22 protein-coding genes and 1 pseudogene are annotated in these 25931 nt (G+C 66.6%); 8 read left to right on the top strand and 15 right to left on the bottom strand.

From position 1 onward, the window contains the following. Positions 1-8: 8 nt before the first annotated feature. The gene (locus C6361_RS29825) at positions 9-704 is read right to left on the bottom strand and encodes a TetR/AcrR family transcriptional regulator (protein ID WP_107269769.1); all 696 of its coding nucleotides are present in this window, start codon (positions 702-704) and stop codon (positions 9-11) included. Positions 705-933: 229 nt separating this feature from the next. On the opposite strand from C6361_RS29825, the gene C6361_RS29820 reads away from it, so the two are divergent. Both C6361_RS29820 and C6361_RS38470 read left to right on the top strand, forming a co-directional pair. Then, positions 934-2124, top strand: coding sequence for a serine hydrolase (locus C6361_RS29820; RefSeq protein WP_199853123.1), 1191 nt, complete (start codon positions 934-936; stop codon positions 2122-2124). Between the two features lie 372 nt (positions 2125-2496). Continuing rightward, on the top strand, positions 2497-2592 hold the full coding sequence (locus C6361_RS38470; protein WP_234359095.1) for a DUF2785 domain-containing protein: 96 nt from the start codon (positions 2497-2499) through the stop codon (positions 2590-2592). On the opposite strand, the gene C6361_RS37760 is transcribed toward C6361_RS38470, so the two are convergent. The 9 genes from C6361_RS37760 to C6361_RS29770 all read right to left on the bottom strand — a co-directional run bounded on the left by C6361_RS37760 (position 2589) and on the right by C6361_RS29770 (position 11942). Then, the gene (locus C6361_RS37760) at positions 2589-2864 is read right to left on the bottom strand and encodes a sigma factor (protein WP_199853122.1); all 276 of its coding nucleotides are present in this window, start codon (positions 2862-2864) and stop codon (positions 2589-2591) included. The genes C6361_RS38470 and C6361_RS37760 overlap by 4 nt on opposite strands. A 675-nt stretch (positions 2865-3539) precedes the next feature. Then, entirely contained in the window at positions 3540-4280 is a 741-nt protein-coding gene (locus tag C6361_RS29805; protein WP_107269768.1) for a cupin domain-containing protein, read from the bottom strand. Continuing rightward, positions 4277-5224, bottom strand: a complete 948-nt coding sequence (locus C6361_RS29800; RefSeq protein WP_107269767.1) for a PmoA family protein — start codon at positions 5222-5224, stop codon at positions 4277-4279. Before C6361_RS29800 ends, C6361_RS29805 begins: the two co-directional genes overlap by 4 nt. Continuing rightward, the gene (locus C6361_RS29795; protein WP_107269766.1) at positions 5221-6321 is read right to left on the bottom strand and encodes a Gfo/Idh/MocA family protein; all 1101 of its coding nucleotides are present in this window, start codon (positions 6319-6321) and stop codon (positions 5221-5223) included. Before C6361_RS29795 ends, C6361_RS29800 begins: the two co-directional genes overlap by 4 nt. A 68-nt stretch (positions 6322-6389) precedes the next feature. Further along, positions 6390-7697, bottom strand: a complete 1308-nt coding sequence (locus C6361_RS29790; RefSeq protein WP_107269765.1) for an ABC transporter substrate-binding protein — start codon at positions 7695-7697, stop codon at positions 6390-6392. A 34-nt stretch (positions 7698-7731) separates the two neighbouring features. Continuing rightward, entirely contained in the window at positions 7732-8643 is a 912-nt protein-coding gene (locus tag C6361_RS29785) for a carbohydrate ABC transporter permease (protein ID WP_234359094.1), read from the bottom strand. Beyond that, the gene (locus C6361_RS29780) at positions 8636-9562 is read right to left on the bottom strand and encodes a carbohydrate ABC transporter permease (protein WP_107269764.1); all 927 of its coding nucleotides are present in this window, start codon (positions 9560-9562) and stop codon (positions 8636-8638) included. The genes C6361_RS29785 and C6361_RS29780 overlap by 8 nt, the downstream gene beginning before the upstream one ends. A 220-nt stretch (positions 9563-9782) precedes the next feature. Further along, positions 9783-10775 (bottom strand): LacI family DNA-binding transcriptional regulator, encoded by a 993-nt coding sequence (locus C6361_RS29775; RefSeq protein WP_304598557.1) that lies wholly within the window; start codon positions 10773-10775, stop codon positions 9783-9785. A 120-nt stretch (positions 10776-10895) separates the two neighbouring features. Continuing rightward, positions 10896-11942: a LacI family DNA-binding transcriptional regulator gene (locus tag C6361_RS29770; RefSeq protein ID WP_107269762.1), complete on the bottom strand. Its 1047-nt coding sequence runs from the start codon at positions 11940-11942 to the stop codon at positions 10896-10898. 466 nt (positions 11943-12408) lie between these two features. On the opposite strand from C6361_RS29770, the gene C6361_RS29765 reads away from it, so the two are divergent. The 5 genes from C6361_RS29765 (at position 12409) to C6361_RS29745 (ending at position 19852) form a co-directional block, all read left to right on the top strand. Then, on the top strand, positions 12409-13269 hold the full coding sequence (locus tag C6361_RS29765) for a family 16 glycosylhydrolase (RefSeq protein WP_159079550.1): 861 nt from the start codon (positions 12409-12411) through the stop codon (positions 13267-13269). A 205-nt stretch (positions 13270-13474) separates the two neighbouring features. After that, positions 13475-16291, top strand: coding sequence for a DUF5695 domain-containing protein (locus tag C6361_RS29760; RefSeq protein ID WP_159079549.1), 2817 nt, complete (start codon positions 13475-13477; stop codon positions 16289-16291). Positions 16292-16763: 472 nt separating this feature from the next. After that, a complete protein-coding gene (locus C6361_RS29755) occupies positions 16764-17735 on the top strand; it encodes a family 43 glycosylhydrolase (RefSeq protein ID WP_107269759.1) in 972 nt (323 codons plus the stop codon). Between the two features lie 134 nt (positions 17736-17869). Continuing rightward, the gene (locus C6361_RS29750) at positions 17870-18802 is read left to right on the top strand and encodes a family 43 glycosylhydrolase (protein ID WP_107269758.1); all 933 of its coding nucleotides are present in this window, start codon (positions 17870-17872) and stop codon (positions 18800-18802) included. A gap of 165 nt (positions 18803-18967) precedes the next feature. After that, positions 18968-19852 carry a family 43 glycosylhydrolase gene (locus C6361_RS29745; protein WP_234359091.1) on the top strand — a complete coding sequence of 295 codons (885 nt, stop codon included), beginning with the start codon at positions 18968-18970 and terminating at the stop codon, positions 19850-19852. Positions 19853-20229: 377 nt separating this feature from the next. Here the strand turns inward: C6361_RS29745 and C6361_RS39080 are convergent, their stop codons facing one another. The 5 genes and pseudogenes from C6361_RS39080 to C6361_RS29725 form a co-directional block, all read right to left on the bottom strand. Next, positions 20230-20436, bottom strand: coding sequence for a helix-turn-helix domain-containing protein (locus tag C6361_RS39080; RefSeq protein ID WP_304598556.1), 207 nt, complete (start codon positions 20434-20436; stop codon positions 20230-20232). A gap of 27 nt (positions 20437-20463) precedes the next feature. Next, positions 20464-20817: pseudogene (locus C6361_RS39075) on the bottom strand (recombinase family protein); the annotation flags it as partial. 459 nt (positions 20818-21276) lie between these two features. Further along, the gene (locus C6361_RS29735; protein WP_107269757.1) at positions 21277-22632 is read right to left on the bottom strand and encodes an FAD-dependent oxidoreductase; all 1356 of its coding nucleotides are present in this window, start codon (positions 22630-22632) and stop codon (positions 21277-21279) included. A gap of 31 nt (positions 22633-22663) precedes the next feature. Continuing rightward, positions 22664-23254, bottom strand: a complete 591-nt coding sequence (locus C6361_RS29730) for a TetR/AcrR family transcriptional regulator (protein ID WP_107269756.1) — start codon at positions 23252-23254, stop codon at positions 22664-22666. After that, positions 23238-24773 (bottom strand): MFS transporter, encoded by a 1536-nt coding sequence (locus C6361_RS29725; protein ID WP_107269755.1) that lies wholly within the window; start codon positions 24771-24773, stop codon positions 23238-23240. Before C6361_RS29725 ends, C6361_RS29730 begins: the two co-directional genes overlap by 17 nt. Positions 24774-25265: 492 nt before the next feature. Between C6361_RS29725 and C6361_RS37235 the strand changes: the two genes are divergently transcribed. Next, positions 25266-25697, top strand: coding sequence for a hypothetical protein (locus C6361_RS37235; RefSeq protein ID WP_159079548.1), 432 nt, complete (start codon positions 25266-25268; stop codon positions 25695-25697). Positions 25698-25931 lie beyond the last annotated feature (234 nt).

Here is a 25931-nt window from a genome sequence, read left to right as displayed (position 1 = left end):
GGACGACGTCAAATGCGAGGTTCGATGCGAGGCACCGCCCCGGCGTGGGCGAGCAGGCCGTCGACGAAGGCCCCAAGCGCCGCGACGTACGTGTCCTGTGCGGCGAGGGCGGGCCATCGGTTGCCGATACCGGCCAGGTGCGGCAGCCGGGACAGGTCGGCGCGGTCGAAGAAGGCGTCGTCGGGGGCGTCATGGCCGTCGCCCGCGCGCCGGCTGTCGGAGTGTGCGCGAACCAGGATCTCGCCGACGGTGTAGTACCAGATGCCGCGAAAGAGGTGGACGGCTTGCTCGGACGTGCACCCAGCTTCGGCGGCCGCGCCGACGATTGCCTCGACCATCTCCAACGCCGGCTGGCCGAGGCGGCGCAGGAAGCCGTCAGCGGTGAGGACCTCGGCAGCCCAAGGCCAGGCGGCGAGCGAGTCGTGGATGGCGATGGCCGATGCGACGATGCAATCTCGCGGATCGCTGGGCAAGTCGCGGCGCAGCGTCTGCTGGGCATGTTCGTTGAGCAGCTGGATCAGCAGATCCTCGCGGTCGCGCACGTGGTGGTAGAGGGTCGTCGGCCCGATCCCGAGCTCAGCAGCCAGCCGGCGCACCGTGAGCCTCTCCCAGCCATCCCGGTCGATGATCTTCCTGGCGGCCTCCAGGATCTCCGCACGGGAGGTCAGTGGCGGCCGGCCAGTGCGACCGTGGGATCGGGGCATGAGCCCATCATCCTCCGCGGTCCACGTCCGCGGAACGGGGCGGGTCGCCTCATCGACAGGGCAGCACACATCGCTGGCTGACTCTGAAGTTGTCCTCGGGTTTTGGCGGGCGCGCATGTCGTGCTATCTTTCGGAACATGTTCGAAAAGTCGCTCCGGTTGCACGGTACCCGCTCCGACGCGCAACCAAGTGAGGCGCAGCCAGCATCGGTCGGGAAGGGACCAGCGCGATGAACATCACCCGAAGAGGGCTTGTCGGTGGCGCCGCGTTCGGCATCGGCATGGCCGCGATGGGGACCCCGGCGTCCGCGACGACTCGCTCCCGTGCCTGCGAGTTGCAGTCCGCCCTGGACGCGATCCACCGCGCCGGCGTACCAGGCGTCTTCGCTGAGGTACGCGAAGGTCGTGACACGTGGCGCGGCGCCTCCGGGGTCGCCGACCTACAAACGGGCCGGCGGGCCACACCGACCCAGCGGCACCGCGTCGGCAGCATCACCAAGACCTTCACCGCCGTTGCGGTGATGCAGCAGGTCGAGCGGGGCACGGTCGGCCTCGACGCGCCCATCGGCCGCTACCTGCCGCGGCTCGTGCCCGGAGCGCGCGGCGACAGGATCACGGTGCGGATGCTTCTCAACCACACCAGCGGCCTGCCCGACTACCTTCCCTACGCGTTCCCGTCCCTCCAGACGTTCCCCGCAGCCGGATCCACCAGGAGCCTCGACGACAACCGGTTCCGGCAGTTCAGCCGAGCAGAGCTGATCGGCATGGGCGTCGACGCGCCTTCCGCCGGCGAACCGGGGGCACCCAAAGGGGTGTACTCGAACACCAACTACCTGCTGCTCGGCGAGCTCTTGGAGGCGGTGAGCGGCATCGGAGCCGAGCAGTACATCACCCGCAACGTCATCAAGCCCGCCGGGCTGCGGAACACCGGCTTTCCAGACGGGGAACGCATCGTCGGAGCGCACTCGAAACTGTACGAGTCGTTCTTCGGCCTCATCGACCCGCCGCGGGACTACAGCGTCTACAACATGTCCTGGGTGTCGACCGGAGCCGGCCTGGTGTCAACCGTCGAGGACGTCAATCGCTTCTACGGCATGCTACTCGGCGGCAGGATCGTCAGCCCCGCGTCGTTGGAGCAGATGCAGACCACCGTCCCGGTCATCAACCAGACCGGCGAGCCGGTCATGTACGGTCTGGGCCTGCACAGGTTCGCCATTGCCGGCTGCGGCCCGATCTGGGGTCACGACGGCACGGTCTGGGGCGCACAGACGATGACGATGGTCAGCGCCGACGGCAACCGGCAGCTGTCCGTGGCGATGAACCTAGTGCGGTGGAACACGCTGGACGCTTCGGGGCAGCCACAGCACCACCCCATCGACGACGCACTGTCGAGCCTGTACAAGCGGGCGATGTGCGACTGACCTGACGATCGTTCTTCTCAAAACTCTCACGTCAACGCGGCACACTGGCCTGCACCAAAAGATGGTGGCGCAGGCCAGTGTGCGCAACGCTTCGGGTCGCTCGACGACGTCGTGGAGTCGCCCGCCGGCGGGCCGGGGGGAGGGGCACCGCAGCGGCGGTTGGGTAATCAAGGACCTCGACCAGCAGCGCTCTGTCGCCCCGGATCAGTAACCCCAACCCGGTGAACAGGTGGATCATTCCCAGGTACAGCAACCGTACGACCATACCGACGACCATCGAACCAAGCCGAGAAATGCCAGCTCACAGCATGTGCGACGAGTTCTGGCACGGTACAGGATTGACGGCGCGTCGTGTGGTCGGTGTGAGGCGACGTGGATCAACTCGCACACCACCCGCAGGGTGAGCGCGACCTGCGCGGGTACTGCGGCAGCGCCGGATGGCAGCAGGTGAAGATCAGCCGGAGCTAATCGGCCGGATCCGGCTGGGTCGGCCACACCACCAGGGCGAGCTTGCCCCGTTGCGCGGCGTCCCGGCGCAGCAGGTCCGGGCCCCGCCGCCGGGCGACCGTGTAGAGCCAGGCGTCGGGGCGTTCCGGGATCCCGTCGGTGGGCCACCGCACCGCCGCCTCCACCGCGTCCTGGACCAGGTCCTCGGCGGTGGTGAAGTCCCCGATCAAGTGCACCAGCGACGCGGCGAGCCGGCCCGCGTGGTCCCGAACCCACCCGAACCGGCTCGCCATGCGACACATACGTCATCCGGCGATAGGGCGGATCTCGACCAAGGGGCACGCGGCTACGTCCGCTCCATCGCCATCGCCTCGTCCAGGTCTGCGACATGGATCTCGACGTAGCCGCTGACCACCTCCTTGTCCTCCACGAACGGCCCCCTCGGAGATCAACGGTTCCCCGCCATTGAGACGCACCGTCGTCGCGGTGTCCGCCGCAAGGAGGTGCGTGTGTTGGGTGATTTTGTCGCTGTGGTCGGCGAACCCCTGCTGGACCTGGCAGACCGGTCTCCGTGTGGCCGCGTCCGAAACGCCAGTTGGTTCGCCCCTGTGGGCCATGGGGCGGGCGCCCCGCCGGAAGGCGCCCTACACGTCCCTGCTCGGTGCGGCGCGCGGGATGAGCTGTCCGGGAGGCTGGGCCGATCTCGATGGGCCCAGCGCTGCTCGACTGACGGATGCGGATCTCCCCACTATCGACGCGGGCCACCGTTGCGCGCGTCGTCATCGTGCGGCTCTGCTGAGCTGTGCTGCGTGCGAGCGGGATAGGTCGTGGGTAGCCCGGTGTGGCCTCGGCTTCTGCTGGAGGAAAGCTGTGTTGGTCGGTCCTCCGACGCCCGCGTCATCCCGCGCATGGCCACCCTAGCGCCGGACGAATCCGACTGGGCTGGTCGGGTGTGAGTGCTGGCGACGTCAGGGCCGGTCCCTGTCGTGGGCCGGGTTTCGCACGTCGTAGGTGCGTAGCCGGCCGCACATGCCGAAGCCGAGGGTGGCGCTGGGTGGCGCGTGCAGGAGTGCGGCGTCGCGCAGGTGTTGTCCGTCGCCGCGTTGAAGTGCGTCCAGGACTCCGGCGGTGTAGGTGGTCTGGTCGGCGACGTTCTCCTGCCAGATGCGCCGCCACTGGTCGACGTTCGGTCGCACCAGGGCGGTCGCATCGTTGTAGAACCGCTCCAGCGGTCCAGGATCGCCGTATTCGGCGGCCTTGACCAGCCGTTCGAACCCCTTGACGGCCAGGTCCCGTCTGCGTTGGGCAGCGTCGTCGAGCGCCGCTGCGGACTGCTCGCGAGGCAGGGTCGCGGCCTGCCGGTAACGGTCCGGGTCCGCGACGATCTCGGGTGGGAAGGTCATCACGGCGTCGCCGGCCTCGGGCAGACCGGCGTTAGACATGATGACTAGCACCTGGAGGCTGCCGTGGTTGATGACCCGGTGGATGGTGCCGGGGGTGAACCAGAGGACGTCGCCGGGATCGAGGCGTGTCTCGCGCAGCCCGGACGGGTCGAGGGTGTGCAGGGCGCCGTCGCCGTCGATGACGATGTATGCCTCGGTGGAGGCGGTGTGCAGGTGTGGTGTGCCGCCGACGAGGCCGTCCGGGCAGGCGCTGCCGTAGACGAAGAGGTGGCTCGGGGTGGTGCCGCCGGGGAAGGCGCGGATCACTGTGCCCCCTTCCGTGGATGGGCGGCGTCCGGGCGCAGGATGGCGCGGCCGAGTTCTGCCAGGTGGGTGGTGCCGTCGTCGCCGTGGTCTCCGTCGGCGACGACGACGGCGTACCGGAAGCGGACCGTCTCCTGGTCCGGTAGGGGAAGCTCTTCGCTGAAGAACGGTGCCGGGCACAGGCAGGCGAACTCGGCGCTGCGGACGAACCACTGCGGTGGATGTTGCGGGTTCGCGGTGTCGTCGACCATGACGATGGTCGACCGCCGGCCGGTGACGTCGTGCTGGCCCCGGAAGGCGAACCACTCTGCCCTGACGCCGCGAAGGTTGTCGCCGGTTCCGGTCCCACTCGGCGCCTGGACGGTGCCGCCGGTGAACGACCGGGGCCCGCGCCAGAACAGCCCACCGTAGCCGGCGTTCTCGCGCCCCTTCGTGGTCGGCGAACCGATGTGGAGAACGGCCCCGGAGACGTTCGTCATCGCGGTCTCGAACGTCAACACCCAGCATCTGTCGTCGACGAGGACGGCGGACAGGGTTCGGTGTTCGTCGATGACCGGCGCGCCGGCCTGGGAGGTCCAGTCGAGCCGGTGGGCGATGTGGGCCAGGCGGTCGTGGGCGGACAGCGCGGTCAGCTCCCGGTGCGTGGCGCTGCCGTTGTTGTCCTGCTGGACGTAGAAGCTGCCGTGCACGTAGGTGGGTCCGCCCCAGAAGTTGTGCTCACCGACGTGCGGCAGTGACCAGGCGATGCCTTTGTGCCAGACGTGGTCGTGTGGGCGGAACAGGCTCACCTCGGCCCCGGCGAGGGTCCGGATCGGGTGCAAATACGGCTTGGGTGACTCCAGCACCGGTGTGTCAGGGTCGTAGACGTAGGTGAAAAGCTCAACATCGCCAGCGGCGACGGTGATCTGCGTACCGACGGTGTGGATCGCCTGCAGGGAGCGCGTCACGGTGTGCTGGTTTCCTTCCAGGGTGCGCCGGTGCCGTCCATCCGGGTCGCGAACGGACTGTTCGGGCCGATCTGCCCGCTGCGGACGGGCTCCCCGGTGAAGGCGGAGGCGTACAAGGCGGCGACGAAGTCCATGGTGCGGCGGGCGTCGGTGAGGGTGACCGGTGGCGGCTCGTCTCGGTCGAGCGCGTCGAACACGGCCGCCAGCTGGGCCGCGTGACCGCTGGGGACGTTGTCGCCGCCGGCGATCCAGTCGGCCAGGACGCCGTCGTGGCCGGGTGCCGGGGTGAGTGTCCAGTCCTTGTCGTCGTAGCCGTACAGGTGTTCGACCTCGACCGTGGCGTGCTCGAAGTCGATCCGTAGCGCCGAAGTCTGCCGGGGTGAGACGACCGAGTTGACCACGGAGGCGACCGCGCCGTTGTCGAAGGTGACCAGGGCCATCGACACGTCCTCGGTGTCGGTGGGCCGAGCCTGCCGCACGGCCAGGGCGGTGACCTCCCGCCACGGCCCGAGAATCGACAACAGCAGGTCGAACTGGTGGATGCCGTGGCCCATGGTCGGGCCACCACCCTCGGACTCCCAGGTGCCCCGCCAGGGCGCGGCAAAGTAGTCGTCGTCGCGATACCACTGGGTGGCGCAGGTCGCCAGCAGCGGCCGACCGAGCTCACCGGCGGCAGCCATCCGCCGCAGCCGTGTCGCGGCAGAGCCGAACCGGTGCTGGAACACGGTGGCGACGTGCCCGACGGAATCATCTTCGGCGGCGACGAGGTCGTCGAACTCGGCCAGGGACAGGGTCGGGGGCTTTTCCACCAGGACGGTCGTTCCGGCACGCAGGCACTGCAGCGCGAGGGGGGCATGCTGCTCCGGCGGCGTGCACAGGTGTACCAAGTCCAGCTGCTGGGCGTCCAGCAGCTCGGCCACCCCGTCGTAGGTGTCCGGCACGCCCCACCGGTCCGCGAACGTCTTGGCGCGGCTTAGCTCGACGTCGGCGACGGCGACCAGCTCGGCGCGGTGGGCAAGCCCCTGAAGGGCTTGGACATGGGCGACCGCGATCCCCCCGGTGCCTACGATCGCGGTCCGATACCTGCCTTCTGCCATTGGTGTCCCTTCACTCCTACCCTGGGAGGCCAGCCGCCCGGGGTGCGGCGGCCGGCCCCGATCCCGGGTTATGCGCCGTCGATTTCGGCTTGCAGTTCCTTGATGAACGCGGCTGCGGCCTGGTCCGGGGTGGCGCGTCCGAACAGGACGTCCTCGGTGTGCCGCTTGAGGATCGTCTCGACGCTGCTGGCCCCATTCGGCGTCACCCGCGGCGCCGGTCCGACCTTCAACGCGTCCAGGTAGGCGACGGCGGCCTTGTCCGTCTCCTCAAGTTGCGGGGTGATCGTTGCGCGGATCTTGGTGTTAGCCGGCACGCCCCGGTCGGTCAGCATTACCTTGGCGGCCGCGTCGTTGTTGGCCAGGAAGTCGACGAACAGGGCTGCCTCGGCCGGGTGCTTCGACCGCGACGAGACGGACCAGAACATCGACGGTTTGTAGTACGAGCCTGGGGAGCCGGCGGTCGCCTCGCCCGGCATTTTCAGCAGTTGCAGTTTCGACCCGCTGGCCGCGGCCAGCGAGGTGAGCTGAGTGTTCCACCAGGTGCCGAACGCCGAGGCGTTGGTCGCGGTACCGGACTGGTCCAGGCTGGCGCTGGCCCGCTCGATCGTGACCGAGGCTTCCGGCGCGGCGCCGGACTTGGTGAGATCCAGCAGGTACGACCAGAAGCTGGCCAGCACCGCCGGTGGGATGGCGACGTCACCCTTGCTGTCGTAGAGGGAGGCGCCGTTCTGCCGGGCCCAGATGTTGAGGCTGCCGGCGTCGAATCCGAACGCCTGCACGCCGGTCACCTTGCCGCCGCTGGCCTTGGAGATCTGCTCGCCGATGCTCTTGAGGTCGGCCCAGTTCCAGCTGTTGTCGTCCGGCGGCGTCACCTTGTACTGGGCGAGCAGGTCGGTGTTGACCACCATCGCGTATGCGGACAGCCCGACCGGCAGCCCGTACTGCTTGCCGTCGACCTGCCCGGTGGCGAGCGCCTCTTTGTCGAAGTCACCGGTCGTGAGGTGTTTGGTGGCGGTGCCCAGGTCGAGCAGTGCGCCGCGTTCCGCGTAGGAGGCCAGATAGAGCTCGTCCATCTGGATGATGTCCGGGGCGTCGTTGGCGGCGACCGTGGTGGCCAGGCTCTCCCAGTAGCCGTTCCAGTCCTTGAACTCGCCCTTCACGGTGATGTTCGGGTGTTCCTTCTGGAACAGTTCGATCACCTGCTGGGTGCGCTGATGGCGGGCGTCCGAGCCCCACCAGGTGAACCGCAAGGTGACCGCCTCGTCGGACAGCTCCTGGCCGGCGTCGGAGCCGCCGCCGCAGGCTGACAGGGTCAGCGCGCCGGCCAGGGCCAGCGCCACCGCGCCAAAGGCGCGGCGCGTTCGAAAGATACGCATATCCGTGTCTCCTTCAGGGTGGGGCGCGGAGGTGCTACTTGCCTCCGGTGGTGGCGATGCCCTTGACCAGGTAGCGCTGGCCGAGCAGGAAGGCCAGGAAGACCGGTACGAGCGACACGACGCTCATCGCGAACATGGAGCCCCAGGACGTGTTGACGGTGGAATCGACAAACGACCGCAGCGCCACCGGCACCGTGTACATCTGCGGATCGGTGAGATAGATGAGCTGGCTGAAGAAGTCGTTCCAGGTCCAGATGAACGTGAAGATCACCGTGGTGGCCAGCGCCGGCTTCATCAGCGGCAGGATGATCTGCCAGAAGATCCGCCCGTGGCCGCAGCCGTCGATCCGGGCCGCCTCGTCGAGTTGCCGCGGCAGGCCGCGGATGAACTGCACCATGAGGAAGACGAAGAACGCGTCGGTGGCCAGCAGCTTCGGCACGATCAGCGGCAGGAACGTGTTGATCCAGTCCAGCTGGGAGAACAGGATGTACTGCGGCACGATGATCACGTGGATCGGCAGCATGATCGTGCCGAGCATGAGGGCGAACCACAGGCGCTTGCCGGTGAACTCCAGTCGGGCGAACGCGTAGGCGGCCATCGAGCAGGACACCAGGTTGCCGATGATGCAGCCCAGCACCACGATCGCCGAGTTGAGCAGGTAGTGCCCGAACGGTGAGGCGAGCGCGTCCCACCCCTCGCCGTAGTTCTGCGTGTGCAGGCCGTCCAGCACCAGGCCGGGACTGCGGAAAATCTCGTCGTTGGGCCGCAGCGAACTGACCACCATCCACAGCACCGGGTAGAGCATCACCAGCGCGAGCAGGATCAGCCCGAGATGTTTGACGGCGGTCCGCACGAGGCGCAAAGGAGACCGGCGGCGCCGGTACGGCGTCGGGTTGGCTAGCATCACCGGCTCGGCCCGCTCCACTGCGGGCAAGGTGTCAGTCATCGTAGAAGACCCAATACTTGGCGGCCCAGAAGTTGATTGCGGTGAAGGCGGCGATGATCACCAGCAGTAGCCAGGCAAGCGCCGACGCGTAACCCATGTCGAAGTTGTTGAACCCGCGCTGGTACAGATAGAGCGTGTAGAACAGCGTCGAGTCCGACGGACCGCCGCTGCCGCCGGAGACGACGAACGCCTGAGTGAACGACTGGAAGGCGTGGATGATCTGCAGGACCAGGTTGAAGAAGATGATCGGTGACAGCAGCGGCAGTGTGATCCGCCAGAACTGGTGCCATTTGGTGGCGCCGTCGGTCTGCGCGGCCTCGTAGTACATCACCGGGATCTGCCGTAGCCCGGCCAGGAAGATGATCATCGGGGCGCCGAACGTCCACACGTTCAGCACGATCAGTGTCGACAACGCCGTGCTGGGGTCGGAGATCCAGCCCCGACCTTGGATGCCGACCAGGTCGAGCAGTTGGTTGACCAGACCGTTGGCGCCGAAGATCTGCCGCCACAGCACCGCGATCGCGACGCTGGAGCCGAGCAGCGAGGGCAGGTAGAACGCCGACCGGTAGAACGCCAGCCCGCGCAGTCCTCGGTCCAGCAGCATCGCCAGCCCCAGCGCGCAGGCCAGCTGGACCGGCACCGAGACCACCACGTACACGAACGTCACCCGCAGTGCGTGGTGCAGCCGCTCGTCGGACAGCATCCGGGTGAAGTTGTCCACACCGTTGAACTCCGGCGGCTGGATCAGGTTGTAGTCGGTGAAACCCAGCAGCAGCGACGCTGCCACCGGCCCCAAGGTGATCAGGAACAGCCCGCCGAACCACGGCAGCAGGAACACCAACGCTGTTCGGTTGTCCTTTTTACGGGGTGAGCCGCGGGTGCTTCCCCGGATGGTCCGCAGTTCGCCGAGCGCGCTCATCCGCCCCTCCGCACATGACTGATCAGCCCGGCGGGATGCTCTTTGAGCAGCCGGGAAAACGTATTCCACACAATGCACCCCGGCCTTCGGCCCGTCAAGGTTCCCAAGGGATCACTGCGGGATTTCGTGGGTCCGCGGCGGCATGCGACGGGCGCCCGCCAGGGCGGATGGAGCATGTCGATACCCGCCGGCCGCTACCGGCCGGAGCCTCTGGCTTGGGTCAGACGCGTGAGCGGGTGCTGTCTCGCAGGACGAGCGCGCCGTGTTCGGTCGTTCGGCGAGGTTCGTCGTGGTCGCCGAGTGCGAGGCGGATGGCGTCCTGGCCGATACGGGCCAGCGGGACCGCCACAGTGGTCAGCCGGGGCGTCACGTCGGTGGCCAGCGGAATGTCGTCGAAGCCGGTCACCGACACCTCGTCCGGCACCCGGAGGCCGGCGGCGCGCAACGCGGACATCGCGCCGATGGCGATCGCGTCGTTGGCACAGACCAGTGCCTGGGTGTCGAGGGGCCCGTGGGCAAGCAGTCCCGCGACCGCCGCGAAGCCTCCCTCCCGGCTCACGTCGCAGTGCACCAGCCGGATGTCGTCGCTGTCGACGCCGCCGGCGATCAGTCCGTCGGTGAAGCCGACCGCACGGTCGCTGACGTTGGCCCGGTCGGCGGCACCGGCCACGATCGTCACCCGGCGGTGACCGGCCTTCGCCAAGTAGCTGCCGACCGGCGCCGCGCTGGCCCGGTTGTCCACGCTGATCGCGTCGAACGGCATGTCGGTGTCGCCGAAGATGACCACCCGGCCCCCGTCGCGCTGGTAGGCCAGCAGCTCGCGCAGCAGCCGACCCTGCAGCAGGTCCGTGTCGAGCCGGCTCGAGGTGAGCACCAGCGCGCGGGGGCGCATCGCGCACATCAGCCGCACCGTCTCCAGTTGCCGCGACGGGGTGCCCCCGGTCGAGGCGACCGTGACGAACGCGTCCACGCTGCGGGCCTCCCGCTCCATCGCGGCCAGTACCAGGCTGATAGAGGCGGTGGTCAGGTCGTCTGCGACCAGAGCGATCGAGTCGCTGGCCCGGCGCATCGCGCGGGCCGACGCATCGGCGGTATAACGCAGCGCGGCGGCCGCGGCGAGGACCTTCTCGGCGTACTCGGGGGCGACCGTGCGGGTACTCCCGTTCAAGACCCGGGATGCGGTGGACAGTGACACGCCAGCGGCGGCCGCCACGTCGTGCAACGTGACGGTGGGTCTGGCTGGATGCGGCACGTGTTTCCTCCCGGTACAACCGAACCGTCGGCCGCCGATGCCGGTGCGCCGACGATACCCGAATCGAGGTCGGGGGCAGGATCAGCGTGGCGGGGTGCTGTCCCGCAGGACCACGCTCGTCGGGACCGGCAGGACGCGTGCGCTGCGGTCGTCGTCGAGCGCGAGTTGCATCGCGGTGACGCCGATCTGGTGCAGCGGGACGGCGACCGTACTCAGCGCCGGATCGAGGTCGACGCACCAGCTGATGTCATCGAACCCGGCGACCCCCACGTCGCGACCGGGGACGAGTCCCGCGTCCCGGATCGCCGTCATGGCGCCGATCGCCATCACGTCGTTCATCGCCACGAGGCAGTCGACCGCGAGGGGGCCGTCAGCCAGCAGCTCCCGCGTCGCGTCGTACCCACCGACACGGGCGAATCCGGTCTCCACGACCACCGGTTCCGGTACGTCGAGCGCAGCCAGCCCGGCCAGAAACCCGGCACACCGGTCCCGCGAGGTACGGATCACCCGCGGCCCGCACAACACCCCGAACCGGCGGTAGCCTCGGCCGACCAGCGCCTGCGCCAGAGCGCAGGCCCCACCGCCGTTGTCGATCGCGACGGTCGGGAACGGCAACCCTTCCTGACTGACCAGGACCACCCGACCGCCGGCCGCCTGGTAGGCCTCCAACTCCTCGGTGAGCCCGCCGTCCGTCCTTGAGCCCTCTATGCGGCTGCCCGCGATGATGATCACCCGGGGGCGCTGTCCCCGAAGCGTCCGCACGATCTGCAGCTCACGTTCCGGGGAACGGTCCGCAACCGCGACCGTCGGGATCAGCCGCTGCGCCTGCGCCGCCGCGATCACACCGGCCGCGATCGACGAGAAGTACGGATCGTCGACGTCACTGACCACCAACGCCGCCGTCCGCGTCGAACCCAGCGCAATCGCCTGCGCGGACAAATGCGGCTGGTAGCCGACCCGCTCGGCGGCGGCCAACACCCGGGAGATGTACTCCGGCTTGACGTTGCGGGTGCTGCTGCCGTTGAACGCCCGCGACGCCGTGGCGACCGACACCCCCGCCTCGCGGGCGACATCGTGCAACGTCGGCCCGCTCTTGCGCCTGCCCCGCCGGCCCGCCGCCCCGTCCATGCCGGGCATTGTGCCACCGCCACCAGCACCATCGTCACGACACCGCCGGCACGAATCGAGAGGCTTGACTGCACGAACCAATCGTGTTGGAATACGTTTTCCAGGGCGTAACACGGGACATCGACGGCGGGAGCGGCGGGCTCCCGACGGTCCCGCACACTCCGCCCCGACCCGACGGCACCGGATGGACCAGTCGACAAGACGGTCGTGCCGAATCCCACGAGCGGCGCCGCCACCGCGCGGACGCTTCCACACCCCAAGACCGTTGGGAGCGTACGAACATGCCCCGACCACCACCGCGACGTCGATCCACGCCCGAACACCGGACCAGAGGCGACCGGCCGTCGCCGCGAGTTGTCCGACGCCCTAGCCGACCAACCGCGTCCCATCCCTCGCGCGGTGTCGTCATGCCATGCACCGCCATCACACCCACCCGCACCCGCAGCCGAACAGAGGACCAACAGTCATGAAGATCGCAATCTCGGACAACAGACGCCTGCGACGACTCGCCGTCCTGTGCGTCCTCCTGGCCTCGGTGGCGCTCGTCTCCGGACGCACCGCCGAACCGGCCCAAGCGGCCGAGGTACCCCCGAACCCCCTGGAGAAGCCCGGCTGGATCCTCGACCGCCACGACGAGTTCAACGGCAGCCTCGACACCAACCTGTGGATCACCAGATACCTGGAGTCGAGGACCACCGAAACCCGGTCCCGGGCCTGGTACGGCTTCCGCAACAACGCGCTCGTGCTGCGCATCGACAACAACCAGCCGACGTACTACACCGACAACCCGATGAAGGTCTCCAGCATCCAGACCGGCCAGAGGACCGGCCTGCACAAGACTTCCCCGCAGAACCACACGATACCGACGCTCATGAAGTACACACCCAGGTACGGCTACTTCGAGATCCGCGCCAAAACCTCCGCCAGAAGCGGCCTGCACGCCGCGTTCTGGACGGTCGGTCGACAGGACACGGCGAGCCAGAACAGCGAGATCGACATCATGGAGGACCCCGGACCCAACTCCGGCAGCTTCCTGTTCAACCTGCACAAGTGGTCCGACCCGAACGTCGCCGAGTCCAGCAACACCATCAACACCGGCTTCAACATCAACACCGAGATGCACATCTACGCGCTGGAGTGGTCACCCACCCAGGTCAAGCTGTACGTGGACAACGTGCTCAAGAAGACCATCAACTCCTCGCCCGCCTACAACATGGTGTTCCTGCTGAGCATCTACGAGAACGCCGGCTGGACCGGAACCGTGGACCCCTCCGACACACGCCCGAAGGAGTTCGTCATCGACTACTTCCGCGCCTACCGCCGATAGCGGGACACGCCGCTGACAGCGGCCGGCACCGATCGGCGGCCGAAAAGGAGGGTCGGTGAAGGTGCGTACTTCTAAAGCGCACCTCCACCTATTCCGCTTCGGCTTCGGTCGCTCATGCCTCCGCGCTGACGGCCTCAATGAGGCTCCGGACGAATGCCGAAGGGGTCTAACTGCTCACCACTCCTACACCGAAGGAGGCGACGACGTGCCGATCACGCGTCGAAGGAAAAGGGCACATTCCATGGGCCTCGGCGGTCCGCCTGCGCGAACCGGGCGACCGCAGCTCGTTGTGTCCGTAGTTGTTTCGATTGCGGCGACCCTGATAGTGGTAGCTCCGGCGCAGCCAGCGGCGGCCGCGACGTTGAGCCTGTCATCCGGAAGCTTCAACGTTCAGGTGGAGAGCACCACGGGTGGTGTCTACCAGCTGTCCAACCCGTCCGATCCGTTCCGGACGAACTACGTCATCAACCCGACGTCGCGACCAGCGTTCAACATCAACGACTCTCGGTGGCTGGGAGACATGGTGTTCAGCGCCAGAAAGGGCGCCGCCACGACCTCCACCTCGATGAACACGGCCCTGTCCGACGACATCCGCACCGTGACGAGCGGCACCAACAACATCACGGTGGCGTACTCCGGCACCGCGGCGCACACCAATGGCATCAACGGTTTCGGCCTCACCGAGTCTTACTCCCTGGGCGGCACCTCGAACAGCCAGCTGAACTGGACGATCAGGATCCGGAACACATCCACCACCCCAATCGAGTTCCGAGACATCGGCTTTCCGCTCCTGATGGACGGATACTGGAAGAGCAACGACCAGACCGCGATCTACGAGCAGAACGTCGGACGTCACTCATTCGTTGCCGACGACGGCTCGTACATCTACTGGCAGCGCCCGAACGGCATCGGCCCCTTCCTGGTGATGACTCCACAAGACGGGACGTCGCTGGAATTCAAGGACAAGGCCAGGGCAGGCGAGGGCCCGTTCGGCGAGTCCGACCCTGCATGGGAAGGTCTGGTGGAGTACTTCATCCACTCCAAGGATATTTCCGTGGCCCGGTCGACGAAGTCGGCCGCGTACCTGCCATCCACGTCGCTGACGCTGGCGGCTGGTGCGGAGAAAACCTACGGCTTCACGTTCCAGTGGGCCTCGAACTACGCAGACCTGCAAAACGTGCTGTACAACGCCGGGGTGGTGGACGCGGTCTCGCTGCCCGGCATGGTTGTGCCCACCGACACCAAGGCGAGGCTCGCCGTGCGGGCCAGGGCCGGCATCACCAGCGTCGTGGGACAGCCCGGCAAGAACATCACCGTGACCCCGCGTGGAACGATGAACGGATACTCGATCTACGACGTCACCCTGCCAACGCTCGGCGCCAACGACGTCATCGTCAACTACGGCGCGAGCAGGCAGTCGGTCCTGCAGTACTACGCGATACAGCCGGTCGAGGCGCTGATCGCCTCGCGCAGCAACTTCATCACCACGAAGCAGCAGGCGAGAACCACCCGTGGTTACAACGGTGCGTTCCTGCAATGGAGTATGAGCACCCACAAGCTGATCACCTGGGACGACTACCCGGGCGGCGGGTGGAAGGAATGGATGGCCGGCGGCTCAGACGACCTCGGTCTAGCACCCGCGGCCTTCGTCTCGGAGAAGAACGTCACGGCACCGATACAAAGCCAGGTTTCGGCCGTCGACTACTACATCACCAACTTCCTCCACGGCTATCTGCAGTCCAAGACCGCGAACGGCCAACGTACCTACGAGGTCTATCGCTGGTACGACGGGCAGGACGGCACACCCCGGGACCAAGGGGTCTGGCGCGTCTACAACTACGTACACATTGCGAACACCTACTACAACATGTACCGGGTCGCCAAGTCCTACCCGACGATGCGGACCACTTTCACGGCAGCTCAGTACCTCGACATGAGCTACCGGACACTGGAAGCGATGTTTACCAAGATTCCGGCGAACAACCCGCTCGGCGACTCCGCGAACACCCATGGCTTGATGGGCGAGTCGACGTACCCGGAAATTCTGGCCGCCCTGCGGACCGAAGGTCAGACTGCCAGCGCGACGCGGCTGGAGAGCTTCATCAGGGTCAAGCGCGACCGGATGTTCGCGCAGGCGTACCCGTTCGCCTCGGAGATGAGCATCGACACGACGGGCTTTGAGACCACGTACACGCTGGCGAAGATGTACGGCAACACCGCAATGGCCAACAAGGCCATGTCAGCGTCGATGGCCAGCCGCGGCACCCAACCGTTGTGGTACTTCTACGGCTCGGACAACCGGCACATGGGTGAGTCCTGGTGGAATCTCGGCTACGAGACCCAACTGGGCGCCTGGCAGCAGCAGGATTACATGCTCACCTACGGCGGCACCAGCGGCCCGGAGTTCAGCCAGGTCATGAGGGTGACGAACGGGGCATACGTGGCCGGCTGGGCGAACATCAACTCCGGTCAGATCAGCTCCAATTCGGCCGACATCGGTGCCGCCTCCTGGCAGTACCAGAGCGAGAAAGGCACGTCCGAATACAGCCACATTCCCAACCTCAACGGCTGGTGGGCATGGTCGGGCGAGGCGGACCTCGGCTTCTGGGGCGGGATTCGGACGGCATCGGTCAACATCGTCAACGACAGCATCGTGGGCCTGTACGGCTACGGTGGCGATGTTGCCTTGGCCAACGGCTACTACACCGTCACGCCGAAGGACGGAGTCCGCTCGCGGCTGACGATGTACAACAAGAACAAATTCACCGTGGAGATCCAAAAGGCGCGATACACCCGAGCGGTGGTCGCGGACTCGCTCACCGACATCCGGATAACACTGCAGAACGTGACGGCCAGCACCTACGCCCCGCGGATCACCTTTCGCAACCTGCCGACCGGCACCTACCAGGTGTCGGTGCCCGGCGCCGCGACCAGACAGCTCACCACCAACGGCAGCAGCGTCACCTTCGATCTGACCAGCCTCACCGGCACGGGACAGGTGCTGAGCGTGGTGAAGATCTAGGGCGACCACCCGACTCGATCGCCCTGCGGCGGTGGCGTACCCATCACGCCGGAGGCGGCAGCTCGGGCAGGGTCACTCGTCCTCGGGCCCGAGGTTCGGTCCAAACACCGAGTCGGTCTGCCCCAGGCCAGAACACTGTAGGTCTCGTCCTCGTCCTCTAGCGGCTCGACCCTGGATGAGCAGGGAGGAGGTCACAGCAGTGGCTCCGCCCTGGGCGGAGCGAGCGGTGAACTCTTTTGAACGTTTGCGTCGTTGCGTGTTCGTATTGTTGCGACGCCATGCGCAGATCTATTACAGATGTTACATCGATGAAACCTGTCGGCTGAGCGCGACTAGCAGCGCACGGGCCGTTGGCTTGGTTGGTAGGCAAGTCCTGCCTCAATTCGCCAAGCGCACGGTATTCCCGTACGTCGCCTTGGCCGTCTGAGCGGAAGGTACGCCGAATGATGAAGCGATTCTCAGGAGGATCGGCATGAAAAAAGCGTCTGCCATCTTCACGGTGATCCTCGGCCTCCTCGCGGTCGGCCAGCCGGCCCAGGCCGCGCCCGTGACCCGGTATCCCGGCACGGTGTGGCACGACACCTCGGGGAACGTCATCCAGGCCCACGGCGGCGGCATCACCAAGGTCGGAAACACGTATTACTGGCTGGGCGAGGACAAGACCAACGGCTCACCGTTCCAGAACATCAAGTGCTACTCCTCGACCGACTTCAAGAACTGGGTCTTCGTCCGTAACGTGCTGACCCGGCAGTCCAGCGGCGACCTCGGACCCAACCGGATCGTTGAGCGACCCCACGTGATCTACAACAGCAGCACGTCCATGTACGTGATGTACATGCACATCGACAACACCAACTACTCCGAGCGGAAAGCCGGCGTGGCCACCAGCAGCAGCGTCTGCGGCGCCTACACCTACCGGGGCAGCTTCAAGCCGGCCGGCCACGACAGCCTCGACGACACCCTGTTCCTCGACGGCAGCACCGGCTACCTCATCAGCGAGGACCGCACCAACCAGGCCCTGCAGATCTACCGGCTGTCGCCGGACTTCCTCAGCGTGTCCGCCCTGGTGAAGACCCTGCCGCAGTACGAGTCACCGGCCATGGTCAAGATCGGTGGTATCTACTACCTCTTCGGGTCACACCTGACCGGCTGGTCCACCAACGACAACCAGTACGCCACCGCGACATCGATCACGGGCACCTGGTCGTCCTGGCGCAGCTTCGCCCCGTCCGGGACCAACACCTGCAACTCGCAGACGACCTGGATCCAGCCGGTCGCCGGCTCCAGCCGGACCAGCTACATCTTCATGGGCGACCGGTGGAACTCGGGCAACCTCACCGACTCGCGTTACCAGTGGCAGCCGCTGACCATCAGCGGCACGACTGCCTCGATCACCTGCCGTGACTCATGGACCATCGACACCGCGACCGGCGTCACCGGATAACCGTCGCCACGGGTGCTCAGTATGGGCGCTCGACCGGCATCGCACGACGAGCTTCCGCGACCCGGCGGTCCTGGTAAACGGACCCGCAACACTCTTCCTTCGGTTCCGATACCTCATTATTAGGTGGTGACTCCATGGGCCGTAAGAACTTTCGCCCCCTGGCCGTCGTGCTCAGCCTGAGCCTGCTCGGTGGCCTGTTCCATCAGCTGCCGGCCCAGGCCGCGAACAAGAATCCCGTGATCAAGGGCCTGTACGCCGATCCGAACATCGCCGTCTTCAACGGGCGCTACTACGTCTATCCCACCACGGACGGCTTCGCCGGCTGGAGCAGCAGCAAGTTCACGGCGTTCTCCTCCACCGACCTGGTCAACTGGACCAACCACGGCACGATCCTGGACCTGGGACCGGGGGTCAGCTGGGCCGACAGCCGCGCCTGGGCCCCTGCCATAGCCCAGAAGAACGGCACCTATTACTACTACTTCAGCGCCGACACCAACATCGGGGTGGCTACCTCCAGCAGCCCGACCGGGCCGTTCAAGGATGCCCTGGGCAGGCCGCTGGTCAAGGCGGGGCAATACAGTGGCCAGGCGATCGACCCGGCCGTCTTCACCGACACCAACGGCACGTCGTACCTGTACTGGGGTCAGGGCACCGGGCACGTGGCGCAGCTCAACTCGAACATGACCTCTTTCAGCGGTACGGTGCGCGACTTCAAGCCCAGCGGCTACAACGAGGCTCCGCTCGTCATCAAGCGCAACTCGACGTATTACCTCCTGTGGTCGGAGAACGACACCCGTAGCGACAACTACCAGGTCGCCTACGCCACCGGCTCGTCACCGACCGGGCCGTGGACCAAGCGGGGTGTGATCCTGCAGAAGAACACCTCCCTGGGCATCCTGGGCACCGGGCACCAATCGGTCGTCAAGGCTCCGAACTCCGACACGTGGTACATCGCCTACCACCGATTCCGGGTCCCGGGCGGCGACGGAACCCACCGGGAGACCTGCGTCGACCAACTGAGGTTCAACTCCGACGGCACCATCCAGAAGGTATCGCCGACGCTCTGACCAGGCAACGTCTGAGCAGATGCCCTGAGAGCTGCCGGGAGGGCCCCGGCGTTGCCCGCTCGGTCTCTCCGACCAGGCGGCAACCAGGACCGGCGCTACACCCGCATTGGCCGCCCAGCTCGTGACCGGAGCGAGTCTCGACTGGGCCGATCACAGGAGAGTCAGTTGACGGAAAAGGTTCCCGCCGCGCCGCGGCGATGGCTGGTCACGGCGGTCGGCGCCGTCCTTGCACTGCTGGCCGGGCTGGTCCAGGCACACCCGGCGTCCGCGGCCACGACCCTGATCTACGCCACGTTCAAGGGTGACGGCGCCGCGGACCAGGAGCTGTGGATCTACCAGTCGACCAACGGCGGCACCAACTACAGCGTCCTGTACGACACGAACTTCCGCGGCCCGACCGGCGTGCTGCGTGACCCGAGCATCATCAAGCGGGACGGCACCTACTACATCGCCTCCACCGTGCAGTCGTGGACCACGAACTCAGGCTATTTTCACATCGCCTCCAGTACCAACCTGCGCGACTGGACAACCATCGCCCGGGTCAACTCGGGTGTCGCGAACACCAGGTTCACCTGGGCGCCGGAGTTCTACCTCGAGGGCAACACCGTCCGGATCATCGCCAGCGTCAGCCAGACCACCTGCGCGAGCGACTGCTTCAAGCCGTACGTCTACACCGCGCAGAATTCCGGCCTGACGTCCTGGGGTGGGCCGACGGTGATGGGCGGTATCACGGGTAACCACATCGACACCTTCCTGGTCAGGTCGGGCAGCACGTACCACGCCTTCACCAAGGCGGGCAACGCGAACATCGAGCTCTGGACGTCCACCTCACTGACCAGCGGATATGCCAAACGCAAGAACCTATACAGCGGCAATTTCGAGGGCCAGTCACTGATGCGGATGGACAACGGCAACTGGCGGATGTACGCCGACCGGTACACCAACGGCGGCATCTACACCGCCACCAGCTCCGACCTCGTCAACTGGAGTAGCCTGACCGGCCCGATCACCTGCTCCGGCTGCCGCCATGGCACCGCCATCCCCAAGTGACACCCCGCCATTTACCGCGACGCACCGCGCATAATCTGTCACGAGCGCTAACCCAACACCGCACGGAAATGCAGCGACACGCGCAACGCGCAACGCAGCGGTAGCAAATCCCTGATGCCAGGCGCCCCGATTCCTCGTCGCCGCGCCGTAGAACATGGCGATCAGAGGCAGGATGAGCCCGAAGACCGAGGACCCGAGGTAGCCGGCGGCGGAGGTCAGATCGTCGAGGCGGAACGCTTCGCACATCGGCGGCGTCGATCGGCAGTGCTTTGGGGCCGCCCGTAGCTTCCAGCGGAAACAACGCTAAGGCCGCTGCTCCGGGAGGGACGATGGCGGAACTGGCAGCCATCGGCTTGACCGTGGTGAGGCCTGTGGGGTCAGCGTCGTGCCTGTGCCTGTGCTTGCCGTTGGCCGATGGCGAGGTGTGGTGCCGCGCCAACATCGGATGGCGGCTCGCCGTCCGGTTGCAGCGCCCGGTAGAGAGTGGACCGTCCCACACCCAGATGTGCGGCAATCGCTGTCACGGACTCGCCTCGTGCCTGCCGGGCTCGGGCGATGTCGAGTTGGTCGGGCGTAATGGCGATCGGTCGGCCGCCGCGGCGGCCGGCGGCGGCCGCTGCTCGAAGCCCGTCGAGGGTGCGTTCGCGGATCAGCTCGCGTTCCAGCTCGGCGGCCAGTGCCGCGACGGCGAACAGGAGTCGGTCGGCGATGGTGGCGCCGTGCGGGCGGTGCACTCCGGTGCACACCCCGGTCAGGATCTCCAGCACGATACCCCGGGCGTGAAGCTCGTCCTCGATGAGGACCAGCAGGTCCTTCATCGACCGGGCGACCCTGTCCGGCTTGTAAATCACCAACGTGTCGCCGGGCTGCAATCGCTGCAGGGCGGCGCGCAGCTTCGGCCGCTCCGCGCGGGTACTGGCCGTTTCGACCACTACCTCCCGGCGGTGGGCGGCGGCCAGTGCGTCGAGCTGCGCCTGGTGGTCCTAGCCGCGGGTCGACACCCGCGCATACCCGACCCGGATCCGGTGGTGCGGCTGCGCGGAGGCCGGCGCGACGGCGGAGGGGGTCATCATGCCGGACATCGTCTCGGAAACGTCCCGCAACCTCGGTGTCGACACACCGGTTCCGGGACGGGTTTCGGGACTTGGCGACCTGAGGGACTGCCGACGGCTGCGGCCAGTAGTGGATCATCCCGGAAACGAGCGTTATCGGGACGTGTCCGCGTCGCTGGCAGGTGGATGGGATGCCTGGCGGCCTCAGGTGGCTGCCGGACGGCGGTGCACGGCGCTGTGCCTGCTGTTGACGGCGAGGGGGTACGACCGTAGTTGCAGCGGGCGCGTCATCGCGGACGCGGCCAGTCGCGATCAGGTCGCCACGGGCCGGGCGTCAACAGCACCGAACCCTTGACCGCGCGAGAGCCGTGGTCACCGCCCGGTGTGTAGGCGGGTGGCTACCTCGGTTGCTGCGCGCTGGCCGGACAGGATGGCGCCGTTCATGCTGCCGGAGGTGTCGTCGGCTGTCTCGGTACCGGCCCAGTGCACGAGTCCGACCGGTTCCCGCAGCAGGTGTCCGAAGGTGGTCCACGCCTTCGGTGCGACTGCCGGGTTCGGTCCTCCGGGTGCGAATGTGTCGTTGCCCCAGGAGAAGTCGGTGTAGTCGATGGTGTCGCGTGCGGGCTCGCCGTAGAGGTGGATGAGGTGGTTGACGACGCGGCGGCAGCGCTCGCGCCGGTCGTAGGCGTCGAAGCCGCGGGCGTCACAGAACACCATGAGGATGCCGGGGCCGTCGGCGTGCGGGCTGACATCGAAGGTGAGGAAGACGGTTTCGTCGTCGGACATCGCTGTTCCTGAGAGGCTGCCGTCTCGCCAGAAGGGGCGGTTGTAGGCGACGAAGGCCTTGCTGAGCGCTCCCAGCCGCCAGCTGCGGGAGAGGCCGTAGTGGTGCTGCGGGAGTGCCGGTGTGAACTCGATCGTCGAGCGGTGGGCCGGCGTCGCCGTGACGATGACGTACCGGGCTTCGATGATGTGCTTGCTGGTCTCGACCGTGACGCGTTCACCGTCGGTGGTGATGCGTTCGGCGGGGGCGCCTACCAGCACACGGGCGCCTAGCGTGTCGGCGAGCTTCTCGACGAGCGTTGAGGCGGTGCCCAACATCCGGTCTTGCTGGTCACCGCCTTCGACGGCGAGCATGTGCTCGATGCCGCCGAGGTTCTTGATGTATCGCAGCACGTTGAACAGGGACACGTCGCCGACGGGGGCGCCCCAGTGCACCAGGCTGAAGATGTTCATGAACTTCCGGGTGTTCTTCAATGCGTAGGTTGCCGTCAGCCATTCCCCGAACGACATGGAGTCGAGGCGTGCGGCGTGGGGGTGTTCCCAGGGGGAGGAGACGGGAAGGTCGTCGACCATTTTCTGCAGCTTGCTGGTGATTCGCCAGAGGTCGAGCATCACCCAGGGTGCCAGGGCGGTGATGCTTTCGAGCCTGCGCCTGCCACCGAAGGAAATGATGCCCTTCCCTTGGTGGAACTGGGGCACGAACTCGCAGCCGAAGCGGCTTGCGAGATCGCGGACGGCGGTGTGGCCCGGCGCCACCCAGGTCGCGCCGGCATCGACGGGGACGCCCGCAACCTCGGTCCTGCGGATCCTTCCGCCAACGCGGTCGCGTCCTTCGATGACGACGACGTCATGGCCCGCGCGGGCGAGTTGATCTGCCGCCGTCAGCCCGGCGAGCCCGGCACCGACGACGACGACATCAACGGATCGGGTGTTGGCACTGTCCATGGTCGTGCTCCGTTTCCAAAGGTAGAGGTGCTCAGCGATCAGATCCGTCGGGCGCTGGTTCGGCCAGTTCGAGCAGCGCGGCGCGGGTCAAGGCGAGTTCGTCGTCGGTGATGTAGGAGACGTCTGACGCGATGGCGGCGGCGACGCCTTCGGCGGCGAAGCGGACGGTGTGGGTCCGGCTGGCAGATAGCCCGTCTCTGAGCAGGGCGGTGCGCCACCATTCGGCGTCGGCGCGCAGCAGTTCGGCGATCTCGGGGATTTCCTCGATGCCGGCCCAGTGGGTGAAGGGGGCGAAGGTTCGGATGGCTTCTTCGCTGCCACCGCAGAGTGCGCGGACGTAGCCGCGCAGCAGCTTCCCGGCACGGTTCTCGGCGATATCGGTGTGGTCCATGACCTCGCTGCGGAAGCGGGCGATGGCGTGCTCGACCACGGCGGCCAGCAGTGCCTCCCGGTTGGGGAAGTGGTAGAGGACCCCGCCTTTGGAGATGTCGGCGGCGGCGGCGACGTCGGCGATGCTGAACCGCATGCCGCGCTCCTGCAGCAGCTGTCCGGTTGCGGTGAGGACGGCCTGGCGGGTGCGTTCGCGGTCGCGGGTGGCGGGTCGTTTAGTGGTGTCGGTCATGCGGGAGGTCCACTTCCTTGGTCGAGGGGATAACGCGCCACGCGACGGCGGACGCCACCAGCAGGAGCGCCGCGGCGATCAGCGAGGTGATCTGCATGCTCTCGGTGAAGGCGTGTTGCGCGGCGTTCACGAGGGAAGCCAGCTCGTCGCCGGTCTGTGCCGCGATTGCGGCGCCGGTGGCGACGGAGTCCTGGAAGGCGCTGTGGACGTCTCCCGGTAGTCCGGTTGGCAGATCGAGGTTGGCTCGGTACAGCGCGTTGTGCAGCGATCCGAGCACGGCGATGCCGAGGGCGACTCCGAGTTCGTAGGCGGTCTCGGACACCGACGACGCAGCTCCCGCCCGTTCCTTGGGTACAGCGCCAACAACGGCGTCGGTGGACAACGTCATGCTCAGGCCCGCGCCGAGACCGCAGATGGCCAATGCGATGCACAGCAGCCAGTAGTCCAGCGCATTCTCGGCGGCAGCCAGCAGCGCAAGCCCGGACGCCGAAGCGATCATCGATACCGCGATCGCGCGTCCGCGACCCAGCCGGGCGAGCACGGTGGCCGCGATCGCGATGACGAGCATCGCCGCGATGGTGGCGGGTAGCTCTACCAGGCCGGCCTGCAACGGGCCGAGGCCTCGCACGAGTTGCAGGTATTGCGAGAAGAAGAACAGCAGCCCGACGAAGGCGAAGACCGCGATCGTCTCCGCCGCGACCGCCCCGGCGAATGCGGGGACCCGGAACAGGGAGATGTCCACCAGCGGGTGCTCGAGCCGGCGTTGCCGGCGCACGAACAATGCACCCGCCGCGAGGCCGACCACCGTCGTGACGGCGACGGACAGGTCGAGACCGGCGCTGGCAGCATGCTTGATCGCGTACACGATCGCCACGATCATCACCACTGAAAGCGCTGCCGAGGCCACGTCGAGGCTCTTACCCAGCGGGCTCTTCGACTCGGGCAGCAGCGCGATCCCGCATACCACGACGAGCAGCATCACCGGCACGTTGATCAAGAACACCGAGCCCCACCAGAAGTTCTCCAGCAGCACCCCACCCACGAGCGGGCCCACGGCGGCGCCGCCGGTCGCGCCGGCCGCCCACACCGCAATCGCGCTCGCCCGCTGCCGCGGGTTCTCGAACATGTTGCGCAGGATCGACAGGGTCGACGGCATGATCGTCGCCCCGAACAGGCCGAGCAGCGCTCGCGCGAGGATCAGCATCTCCGCATTCGGCGCGAACGCGGCGGCCATCGAGGCCAGCCCGAACCCGACCGAGCCGATCAGCAGCAGCCTCTTGCGCCCGATCCGATCGGCAAGGTTGCCCATCGTCACCAGCAGCCCGGCAAGCATGAACGAGTAGATGTCGCCGGTCCACAGCACCTGGGTCGAGGTGGGCATCAGGTCAGCGGTCAGCGCCGGGATCGCCAGCACGAGCACTGTGCCGTCGACCGCCAGCAGCACGACGGCGAGCGTGAGAACGACCAGGGACAGCCATTCACGCCGACCGGCGCGCCCTCGGGTGGAAGTTACGGTCATGGGAGAGGACTATACCGCCCGAACTGTTCAACTGACCAGGTGGTCAGTTAAATTGCGGCGCTTGTGCTGGTGGTCGACGCCACCATCGCACGCCAGCCCTGTACCTGCCGAAAATGTCATCCGGGCAGGTCAGGCCGCATGTGCCGGCGAGCGGTCAGATCCCGGTGCCAGCGCTGCGGCGGTGGTCAACGAGTACGTGCAGCACTTCAACGACCACCGCCCACATCAGGGCCTGCAACAGTTGCCGCCCAACCGTGACCCGACTGTCGTCATCCCGATGGATGGCCCCGTACGGCGCCGACGACGGCTTGGTGGCGTGGTCAACGAGTACCATCGGGCAGCCTGACCAGATCTTCAAAAGACCAGGCCACAGCCGTGAACAGGATTTGAAACGGTACAGGATCGACGACTATTGGCGTTTTGTGCGGGTTCGCCCCTAGGATAAGGTCGTAAGTCAAGCAACTGCGGTTGGCATGACGAAGCGGAGTTGGCTTGAGTAAGCAGGCGTTTGCTGCGGTAGAGAAGTCGTTCGCCGCTGAGACCGCGAGCGCATTCGGGTTCCTGGCCAGCGAGTTCGGTTTGGCCGGTCCGGAACTTCAGGGACTCGTGCTGCCGGTGGTTGCGTTTGTTGGCCGAGGCGTTCGATATCGAATCATGCTCGATTCCGATGACAAGATCGTGATGACGCGTATAGAAATAGATCTCGATCCCAAGAGGCTCGTCGCTGAGCTAGAGAACCTAGTGCGGGCCGCTGGACTCGGCGCACGTAACCTCGTTGCTCACAGTGCCCCCACGCTTAATGGCCTGCGACATTCGCTGGAATCGCAAGCCACATACGTTAGGCTACTTCAGCCGCACATGAGATCGGAGAACGTCGTTGAGTTGATGCGAACGGCGAATGCTCGGGAGTGGAATGTTCGGTAGCTACAGTCATGCGTACCGCCACTTGATCGGCTGAATAGAGCGGCATGCTTTTCGTGAGGCGAGATACGTCGGCGTCACAACGATCCGAGGTTGCCTATCGTGACCTTGCGGGCGCAGCGTGTGTCGAGGGGCGTGGAGGTGCGGTGGTGTTGCCGTCACGGTTGCCGTCAAGGGATTGGCGCCAATGTAAATCTATCGATGGACGTCAAGCGCTGGGTGAGTGTGGGAATGGCT

The organism is Plantactinospora sp. BC1, from assembly GCF_003030345.1.
Lineage (GTDB): Bacteria > Actinomycetota > Actinomycetes > Mycobacteriales > Micromonosporaceae > Plantactinospora.
This window is presented reverse-complemented; position numbering and strand designations above follow the sequence as displayed.

Excerpts from the sequence above, each read along its gene's own strand:
- C6361_RS29825 (WP_107269769.1), bottom strand. The coding sequence starts at position 704 with ATGCCCCGATCCCACGGTCGCACTGGCCGGCCGCCACTGACCTCCCGT.
- C6361_RS29820 (WP_199853123.1), top strand. The coding sequence starts at position 934 with ATGAACATCACCCGAAGAGGGCTTGTCGGTGGCGCCGCGTTCGGCATC.
- C6361_RS37760 (WP_199853122.1), bottom strand. The coding sequence starts at position 2,864 with ATGGCGAGCCGGTTCGGGTGGGTTCGGGACCACGCGGGCCGGCTCGCC.
- C6361_RS29795 (WP_107269766.1), bottom strand. The coding sequence starts at position 6,321 with ATGGCAGAAGGCAGGTATCGGACCGCGATCGTAGGCACCGGGGGGATC.
- C6361_RS29790 (WP_107269765.1), bottom strand. The coding sequence starts at position 7,697 with ATGCGTATCTTTCGAACGCGCCGCGCCTTTGGCGCGGTGGCGCTGGCC.
- C6361_RS29785 (WP_234359094.1), bottom strand. The coding sequence starts at position 8,643 with ATGACTGACACCTTGCCCGCAGTGGAGCGGGCCGAGCCGGTGATGCTA.
- C6361_RS29780 (WP_107269764.1), bottom strand. The coding sequence starts at position 9,562 with ATGAGCGCGCTCGGCGAACTGCGGACCATCCGGGGAAGCACCCGCGGC.
- C6361_RS29770 (WP_107269762.1), bottom strand. The coding sequence starts at position 11,942 with ATGGACGGGGCGGCGGGCCGGCGGGGCAGGCGCAAGAGCGGGCCGACG.
- C6361_RS29765 (WP_159079550.1), top strand. The coding sequence starts at position 12,409 with ATGAAGATCGCAATCTCGGACAACAGACGCCTGCGACGACTCGCCGTC.
- C6361_RS29755 (WP_107269759.1), top strand. The coding sequence starts at position 16,764 with ATGAAAAAAGCGTCTGCCATCTTCACGGTGATCCTCGGCCTCCTCGCG.
- C6361_RS29750 (WP_107269758.1), top strand. The coding sequence starts at position 17,870 with ATGGGCCGTAAGAACTTTCGCCCCCTGGCCGTCGTGCTCAGCCTGAGC.
- C6361_RS29735 (WP_107269757.1), bottom strand. The coding sequence starts at position 22,632 with ATGGACAGTGCCAACACCCGATCCGTTGATGTCGTCGTCGTCGGTGCC.
- C6361_RS29730 (WP_107269756.1), bottom strand. The coding sequence starts at position 23,254 with ATGACCGACACCACTAAACGACCCGCCACCCGCGACCGCGAACGCACC.
- C6361_RS29725 (WP_107269755.1), bottom strand. The coding sequence starts at position 24,773 with ATGACCGTAACTTCCACCCGAGGGCGCGCCGGTCGGCGTGAATGGCTG.